Raw genomic sequence first — 7,501 nt, 5'->3', positions numbered from 1 at the left:
GGGACCGACGCCGAACTTCTCGAACACCTCGGGTTCGGCCAGGCGGCGATCCTTCATCGGATCCCACATGACCACGCCGCCGCCGATCAGCTGCATCAGGTCCTTGTCGGAACTGACGATCGTGACATGCCAACCGGCCGCCACGGCCGCCCTGGTATAGCTGGCGATGATGTCATCGGCCTCATACCCGTCTTCCTCGATACAGGGCAGGGAAAAGGCGCGGGTGGCGTCGCGGATCATCGGGAATTGGGGAACCAGGTCTTCCGGCGCGGGCGGGCGGTTCGCCTTATACTGGTCGTACATGTCGTTGCGGAAGGTGTGCGATCCCTTGTCCAGGATCACGGCCAGATGCGTCGGCCCCTCCGCCTTGCCCAGTTCCTCGGCCAGCTTCCACAACATCGTCGTATAGCCATAGACCGCGCCCACCGGCTGGCCATGCCGGTTGGTCAGCGGCGGAAGCTGGTGATAGGCGCGGAAAATATAGCCCGAGCCGTCGACGAGGTAGAGGTGATTCTGGGTCATGGACAGCGGGATAGCCTGTATCCGCGCGACCCTCCAGCCCGCTACCGCGTCTCGTGATTGGCCGCGACCGCCTTCGACACCGCCTGCATCAGCGCCCAGCGTTCGGGGATCGGCACGGTGGTCGATCCGATCATCACCGCAACGGCATAGCTGGTCCCGTCGGGCGCGGTCATGATGCCGACGTCATTATAGCCGGTCGATCGCGGCGCCAGATCTTGGCCCGTGCCGGTCTTGTGCAGATAATGCCATCCGGCGGGCACGCCGCCCTTCACCCGTTGCGGCCCCGTCTTCGCCTCGCTCATGACATTGAGCAGCAGCCTGGTCGATGCAGGTGACAGCATGTCGCCTTGCTTGAGTTTCGCCAGCGCCGCGACGATCGCACTGGGCGCGGCGCCATCGGGCGGACTGGCAAGATAATTGTCGAGCGCCTTCACCCGCACCGACATGGGCAGCCTGGCGCGCGCCGCGTAGAAATTGCGACCCAGCGAATAATCCTGTCGCCAATCGAGGCCGGCCGTCGCCGATTGCAGCAGCCGCTCGCCCGGACCAAAGCGAATATCCTTGATCATCCGCCGCGCCAGGAACCCACGCACCGCGTCCGGCCCGCCCGCCGCGCGCAGCAGCGCATCGTTGCAGGTATTGTCGCTCTGCGTCATCGCCCGGCGCATCAGATCGGAATAGCTGGTGGTCCAGCCGCCCTGCTTGGCGACCAGCGCTGCGCTGGGCTGGTGGAACAGTGTCAAATCGTTGCGGGTCAGCGTGGTCGTGTCGGTCAGGCGCAGCTTGCCCCGGTCGACCGCGTCGAGGAAGGTCATGCTGACCCACAGTTTCGACACGCTCTGCTGCGGGAACAGGGAATTGCCGTTCCAGGCGACGGTCCAGTCGGCCCCTATGCGCCGCACGGCGATGCCGACCTTGCCCTTGAAGCTTTGGCCAAGGCTGCGGATGACGCTGACCAGCGCGGTGGGTGGCGCCTCATTCTGGTCGATATCGCGATAGGGCAGGGGCGGATTGGCGACTTGCCGGATCGGCCAGCTATTGGTGGTGGGCTGCGGCTTTTGCGGGCTGGCGGCGGCGGCCATGGCGCGCGGGCGCTCGGGCGCGCTGACGCAGGCGGACAAGGCCGCGATCAACAGGACAAGGCGCGCCGCTGCCCCCCGCTTTTCTTTGAACGACATGATTTTCCCCGAACTTATGCGCCCATAGGCCTTGGCTGGGGCTCAGCCTTCAAGATGGATGCGACGAATGAGTCCACAAATGCGATAGAGGGAGCAGCGCGGCGGCAACCTCTTGATTCCGGACCGCCAATGCTCAGTTGCGGTTCAGCGGCGACCGGGCAATAGCCGCGTCATGACCATGATCATGAACAGGCGGACTCTGCTGTCGGGCAGCGCCGCGGCGGCACTGGGGCTTTGGGGCGGGACGGTGCGCGCCGCGCCCTATGCGTCGCGCCGGATCGCCGTGACGGTGCGAGGCGAAGGACGGGACGTGGTGCTGATCCCGGGTCTCGCCAGCGGCCCCGGCATATGGAACGGCTTGTTGAGCGCGCTGCCGGGCTATCGTTTCCACCTCATTCATGTGCGCGGCTTCGCCGGGCTTCCCGCGCAGGCCAATCAAAGCGGCCCGCTCATCCAGCCGCTGGCGGATGAGATTGCGCGCTACATCACCGCTGCGGGCCTCAACCGCCCCCCGGTCATCGGCCATTCCATGGGCGGCACATTGGCATTGAAACTGGGACTGAGCGGCCGGGTGGGCCGTGTGATGGTGGTGGACATGCTGCCGGCCGGCGCGGCGATGGTCGGCGGGACCGCAAGCGGGCTGGGCTTTCTTGCCGACCAACTCAGCAGCTACCTCACCGGCACGGCGGCCGGCCGGCGCTATCTGGCCCAGATTGTCACACAGACGCCCGGTGCAAAGACCAGCGATCCCGACGTGATCGCCAACGCCTTGCGCGATCTCGCCAATGTCGACCTCGGCCCACAATTGTCGCGCCTGACAGTGCCGCTTCATGTCGTCTTCGCTGTCGGGTCCGATGCGCAGCAAGCCGCTGCCATCACCCGCCGCTTCCGCGAGGCCTATGCCGGCGCCAAGGGGGCGGTGCTCAAGCCCATCGGGCCCAGCGGTCATATGGTAATGGCCGACCAGCCGGCGCGGTTCCTGGCACTGTGCAGGATGTTTCTGGCGGGCTGACCCGGAAAGCGCCAGCGTGCTGCGGTCCGAGACTTCCGACCAGGGATACAGGGCCAATGGAAAAGCGGCCCGGCATCCTCCTAAGGAACCGGACCGCCTTATCTGCCCTCGCGGCATTGGCTACCCGCGTTTGGGCCTGACTTGGAAAGCGTCAGTCGTTCTTCAGATCGCGACCGGCATCCTGTAGCGCGTCGCCGACATCGTCCTTGGCTTCGCCGGTCTCGCGCTTGGCGTCGGCAGCCGCCTCGTCAGCGGCGGCGCCGACGTGGTCCGCACCATGATCAATCGCCTGACCGGCGTCGTCCAGCCCGTTGTCGATGGCATCGCCCGCATCATCGGCGGCGCGGCTGATGTCGTTCCCCATGGAATCGCCCGTCCGCTCCAGATTGTCCTGCGTCTTTTCCGAGCAGGCAGACAGGCCCGCAGCGGCGATCAGGGTCATACCGGCGATAATTGCAGTGCGCATGATGGTTCCTCTCTTCCATTGCGTAGACAGCCACAAGCGCAGCAGCGCCGATAAAGTTGCGTGACCGTCATCATCTGCCACGCAGGCCAAAGACCATCGATCGATCGTCTTCGGGTATCAGGCCTTCCAACACCCGCCAGAATCCGGTGACGGACCCCTGGCCGGCCTGCGCATAGGCCGCCGCCATTTTTTCGCGCAATGCTCGAAACAGCTCGGCTTCGAGCGCCGCGCCCTGAGGGCTTAGGCGTAGGAGCTTTTGCCGCCTGTCGCTCGTGCCGACGCGGGTTTCGATATAGCCGCGATCGATCAGGTCGTTCAGCACCCGGCCAAGCGACTGCTTGGTGATGGCAAGCAAGCGCAGCAAATCCTTGACCGTCAGGTCGGGCTGGCGCGAGATGAAATACAGTGCGCGATGATGCGCCCGCCCCAATCCTTGCGCCGCCAGCCCTTCGTCAATGGAGCGCGTTAGTGCTCCATAGCCGAAATACAGCATTTCGATGCCGCGCCGTATCTCATCCTCGCGCAGGAAGAGCGGCGAGGCTGGGCTGATTTGGGAAGCGGAGGAAGGCGGAGCCATGAAAGCGATGTTCCGGATAAAAAAGGTTGGCGCCATATTGGCGTCGCGAAACTGTGATGACTAGGCTTTCCTTTCGCGCAGCACCCGCTATATGGCGGTCCGCGCTGGTGATGCCGGCGCGCTGCTGGGGCGTAGCCAAGCGGTAAGGCAGCGGTTTTTGGTACCGCCATGCGCAGGTTCGAATCCTGCCGCCCCAGCCACACATTCCTAAATGCAAAAGTTTGAGAGCCGCGATCCGGCTATGGCGTGAGAACGCCGCAGTTCTGGGCGGTTTGCGGGCAGCGACAAAAATCGTGGGACACAGAGACGGTGATTCTGTCGTCAAGGCCAAGAAAAAGGCCCCGCGTCTCACGAGGCCCTTTTGAGTGTCCCACGATTTTGATGGCGGCGCTAGAATCCCAGCGCAGCCTTCTGCTCGTTCCAGTGCAGCGGCAGGTTGACCTGCTTGAGCAGGCGGCGCGGTGTTAGCGACGATGGCTGCCGCCCATCCAGAATGGCTGCAACGATGTCGGGCGACAGAAAAGCGAGCCGGGCAAGACGCTCATCTTCACGATCGATCAATGTGTTTGGTTCAGCGTGTTGCAGCAGTCGCTGCCGTGCAGCTTCCGCCCGACGCAATAAAGCGATCAGCTCAGGATTTACTCGGGGCTGCTGCGAGGGCGGTGAGCCTAATACCAGCTTGAGGTTGCGCCCCCGCCGGTCGGGAGATGTTGCGATGACAAGCGGAATACGCCAGCCGTCATCCTGCTGCTCGGTGGAGCTGTCATCCACCATGGCAGCGAGTTTCTGCCTGCTGATCGAAGCGTCGATGTGATCAGGGTAGACGATGAGGGCAAGCCCAAGATCAAGCAGAGCCTGGCGAACTTTCCCTTTCTCCTGATGTGCGAGCATATTGGACAGCCGGCCTACTGCATTCATGCGGCTGGTCATCGCTCTTGCATCGACCTGCGGCAGATCGAGGATGATCTGCTGATCCGACAGCAGTGCGGCGGTTGCCTCAATCACCGCCTGCTCAAGATCGGCAGCAGGCAAACGCAGCGCTGCCTCGGCCATCCGCTGTCCATCTGCAACAGCAGCCATACTGGAGACATAGTAGCGATAGCGGCGCTTGTTCTTGATTGCATGGCTGGGTGACATTGGACGATCGACGTGGTCGCGGATCATCCCAGTCAGCAGACTGGCATGCTGGCTGTTGCCGCGCATGCGTCGATCACCGATGGCTTGGCTGCGCTTCGCCTGCACCGCGTCCCAAAGCGGCTGATCGATGATCGGCTCATGCTGTCCCTGATGCAGCAGCCCCCGGTGCTTTACCTTGCCGATGTAGATGGGATTGGAGAGCAGATGATACAGCGGCCCCCGGACGAAGGGTATGCCACCGCGCTTCGATCCATCCGCACTGACATGGCTTTTGGTTCTGATACCCTGTGCCTCCAGCTCCTCCATCAGCGCCATGACGGAGGGCAGTTCAAGATAGCGCTGGTAGATGTGAACGACCGTTGCGGCTTCTGCATTGGGCACCAGCTTGCGATCGATAACATCATAGCCAAGCGGCACCGTGCCGCCCATCCACATGCCCTTGGCCTTGGACTGCGCGATCTTGTCACGCACGCGCTCGGCGATGACCTCACGCTCGAACTGCGCAAAGCTCAGCAGCACGTTGAGGGTCAGACGCCCCATGCTGGTGGTGGTATTGAACTGCTGGGTGACGGATACGAACGAGGCGCCCGCCGCATCGAACACATCGACGATTCGGGCGAAGTCGTTGAGGCTGCGAGTCAGTCGATCGACCTTGTAGACGATGACGATGTCGATCCGTCCAGCCTGCACATCGGCCAGCAGTCGGGCAAGGGCAGGGCGCTCCATGCTGCCGCCTGAAAAGCCGCCATCATCGTAGAGCGCGGGCAACACCGACCAGCCTTCACTCTTCTGGCTGAGTGCGTAGGCGGCACAAGCCTCCCGCTGGGCATCAAGGCTGTTGAAGGCCATGTCCAAGCCTTCCTCAGTGGATTTGCGCGTATAGATGGCGCAGCGCAGCTTGCGCTTCTGGGTCATGAGCGCACTCCGAAGAAACGCGGGCCTGACCAGTGGGCGCCGGTGATGTGACGGGCTACCGCCGAGAGCGATGCGAAGCTCTTGCCCTTATAGCTGCAACGTCCTTTCTCCTCCATCAGCACATGGTGGCTGGCACCGCCCCACTCGCGCACCAGCTGCGTGCCCGCAGCAAGCCTGGGGGCAGGGGCAGAGCGCGTCGCTCCACCCCCGTTTGCCATAAGCCGCTGGCGCATCCGCACGCCCGCGCCGCCCCGTGCTGCGCATTGGAGATCATATGCAAGCGAGCGGGCAAGAATGCTGGCGGCGATACGCGGTGGCTCCTCGTCATGCACCCGCCGCCACTCGGCCTTGAGTTCGGTCGGCTTCATCGCCGCCAAAGCGGCAACTTGAGCATCGATCTTCGCCATCAGGCCTGCACCAGATGATAGCAGGTGGCCTCGCCACGCTTGCGCCGGTCGATGTCATGGCCCTTCTGGCGCAATCTCGTCAGTGCTGCCCTTGTGGTGTGGGGCAGCCAGCTGGTGGCGGCGATCAGCTCGTCCAGTGTCGCGCCAGACTCGCGTGTCAGCAGCTTAAGGATAAGGGCGGTCTTGGTCTGTACGGCTGGCAGAGGCGGGGGGGCAGGTCGGTTACATCAGGTTGAAGATCGCCATCACTGACTTGGCTCTCCGCCACCTCCCGCAAGGTCGAGATGACTTCGATACCGATGGCTGCGCGGCCTGCGTCGGTGATGATGACACCCATCTCTCGATTGCCTTCGGTCCGCCAGGCATCCGCGCCAGGCGCGACTTCGATCTCCTGTGCGAGACCCCGACGGATCAGGGAGCTGATGTCCTTACCAATGCGGGAGAGAGCGTCGCCGAGCGTGGAGGGCGGGGGCAGCAGGCTGCCAGTATCACGCGCAGCAGCGGCGGTGAGCAGGATCAGCTGAATGTCAGTGAGGCGAGTGACCTTGGTCATGGGTGATCTCCTGATGCGAAGCGACACCGTGCCGCTCCCACCACCCAAGGCCCCGAGGATCACACCGTCGGGGCAGCGGCTCGCCTTCCGGCCGCGCTTGTCATGATCAGGGGGTTCGCTCCGTTCCGCAGCGAAGTCGAGCGGAATGTGCAAAAAAGGTCTGGAAAACTACGTCGGCGGAGGGGCTGGCTTTGGGACATTCCGGAACGGCCGCTTGTGAAACGAAAGCTAGAGAAAAGCGACAAACGAAGAGGCTTGGCGGGTAAGTGAGCTTCGCTCGAACGGCGACCGGGAATAATGTCTCACCCTTCTTTCCGACACCGCGATCAAGCAGGTCGTAGTCGCCATCAAGGTCTTGGACCTGCGAACAGCCCACCAGCACCTCATGGAAGAACTTGGCCTTGACCACGTTAAAGGACGGTCATGGTCACGCTGGATCGCAACCTTCTCATGATAATGATAGGCCGTGCCGTTACAAATACGAAGGCTGGCATAGGCAAGGCGGAAGAAAGAGTCCCCGGACGTCAGCCATATCGATGCCCACACTGCGGTGGGAGCCTCTACAGAAAGATGGCTGCCCGGATGACGCAAGTAGATAACTGTCAACTGCCTAGACAGCTAAACGTCTGCCGGATCATGGCATCGACGTAGCCAATCGATGTGTTCATGCTCGGCCGATACAGTGTCGGGTGCGCGCACTGGTTCCGCTCGGACTGAAGCGTCCCGGGTTTTCC

At 63.0% G+C, this 7,501-nt stretch carries 9 protein-coding genes and 1 tRNA gene; 2 read left to right on the top strand and 8 right to left on the bottom strand.

Annotated elements, in window-relative coordinates:
- Together B2V90_RS01920 and B2V90_RS01915 are read right to left on the bottom strand one after the other, a co-directional pair.
- The coding region (locus tag B2V90_RS01920) for a 5'-3' exonuclease (protein ID WP_414711568.1) at window positions 1–522 on the bottom strand (522 nt) is incomplete at its 3' end.
- A gap of 41 nt (window positions 523–563) precedes the next feature.
- The gene (locus B2V90_RS01915) at window positions 564–1,700 is read right to left on the bottom strand and encodes a serine hydrolase (protein ID WP_037543075.1); all 1,137 of its coding nucleotides are present in this window, start codon (window positions 1,698–1,700) and stop codon (window positions 564–566) included.
- Between the two features lie 184 nt (window positions 1,701–1,884).
- On the opposite strand from B2V90_RS01915, the gene B2V90_RS01910 reads away from it, so the two are divergent.
- Window positions 1,885–2,712 carry an alpha/beta fold hydrolase gene (locus tag B2V90_RS01910; RefSeq protein WP_293919516.1) on the top strand — a complete coding sequence of 276 codons (828 nt, stop codon included), beginning with the start codon at window positions 1,885–1,887 and terminating at the stop codon, window positions 2,710–2,712.
- A gap of 151 nt (window positions 2,713–2,863) precedes the next feature.
- Here the strand turns inward: B2V90_RS01910 and B2V90_RS01905 are convergent, their stop codons facing one another.
- Together B2V90_RS01905 and B2V90_RS01900 are read right to left on the bottom strand one after the other, a co-directional pair.
- The gene (locus B2V90_RS01905) at window positions 2,864–3,178 is read right to left on the bottom strand and encodes a hypothetical protein (RefSeq protein WP_037543073.1); all 315 of its coding nucleotides are present in this window, start codon (window positions 3,176–3,178) and stop codon (window positions 2,864–2,866) included.
- Window positions 3,179–3,248: 70 nt separating this feature from the next.
- Complete coding sequence (locus tag B2V90_RS01900) at window positions 3,249–3,755, bottom strand: MarR family winged helix-turn-helix transcriptional regulator (protein ID WP_228223115.1); 507 nt, start codon at window positions 3,753–3,755, stop codon at window positions 3,249–3,251.
- A gap of 125 nt (window positions 3,756–3,880) precedes the next feature.
- Here B2V90_RS01900 and B2V90_RS01895 point away from each other — a divergent pair.
- Window positions 3,881–3,955: transfer RNA gene (locus tag B2V90_RS01895), tRNA-Gln, on the top strand.
- A gap of 190 nt (window positions 3,956–4,145) precedes the next feature.
- On the opposite strand, the gene B2V90_RS01890 is transcribed toward B2V90_RS01895, so the two are convergent.
- Genes B2V90_RS01890 through B2V90_RS01875 form a run of 4 tightly spaced genes read right to left on the bottom strand, consistent with a single transcriptional unit; the run spans window position 4,146 to window position 6,767 of the window.
- Window positions 4,146–5,807: a recombinase family protein gene (locus B2V90_RS01890; protein ID WP_293919513.1), complete on the bottom strand. Its 1,662-nt coding sequence runs from the start codon at window positions 5,805–5,807 to the stop codon at window positions 4,146–4,148.
- Window positions 5,804–6,214: a DUF2924 domain-containing protein gene (locus B2V90_RS01885; protein WP_293919511.1), complete on the bottom strand. Its 411-nt coding sequence runs from the start codon at window positions 6,212–6,214 to the stop codon at window positions 5,804–5,806. The genes B2V90_RS01890 and B2V90_RS01885 overlap by 4 nt, the downstream gene beginning before the upstream one ends.
- Entirely contained in the window at window positions 6,214–6,351 is a 138-nt protein-coding gene (locus B2V90_RS01880) for a DUF3489 domain-containing protein (RefSeq protein WP_266103231.1), read from the bottom strand. The genes B2V90_RS01885 and B2V90_RS01880 overlap by 1 nt, the downstream gene beginning before the upstream one ends.
- A gap of 20 nt (window positions 6,352–6,371) precedes the next feature.
- Window positions 6,372–6,767, bottom strand: coding sequence for a hypothetical protein (locus tag B2V90_RS01875; protein ID WP_228223118.1), 396 nt, complete (start codon window positions 6,765–6,767; stop codon window positions 6,372–6,374).
- Between the last annotated feature and the right edge of the window lie 734 nt (window positions 6,768–7,501).

This window comes from Sphingobium sp. UBA5915, from assembly GCF_002431195.1.
GTDB lineage: Bacteria > Pseudomonadota > Alphaproteobacteria > Sphingomonadales > Sphingomonadaceae > Sphingobium > Sphingobium soli.
This window is presented reverse-complemented; position numbering and strand designations above follow the sequence as displayed.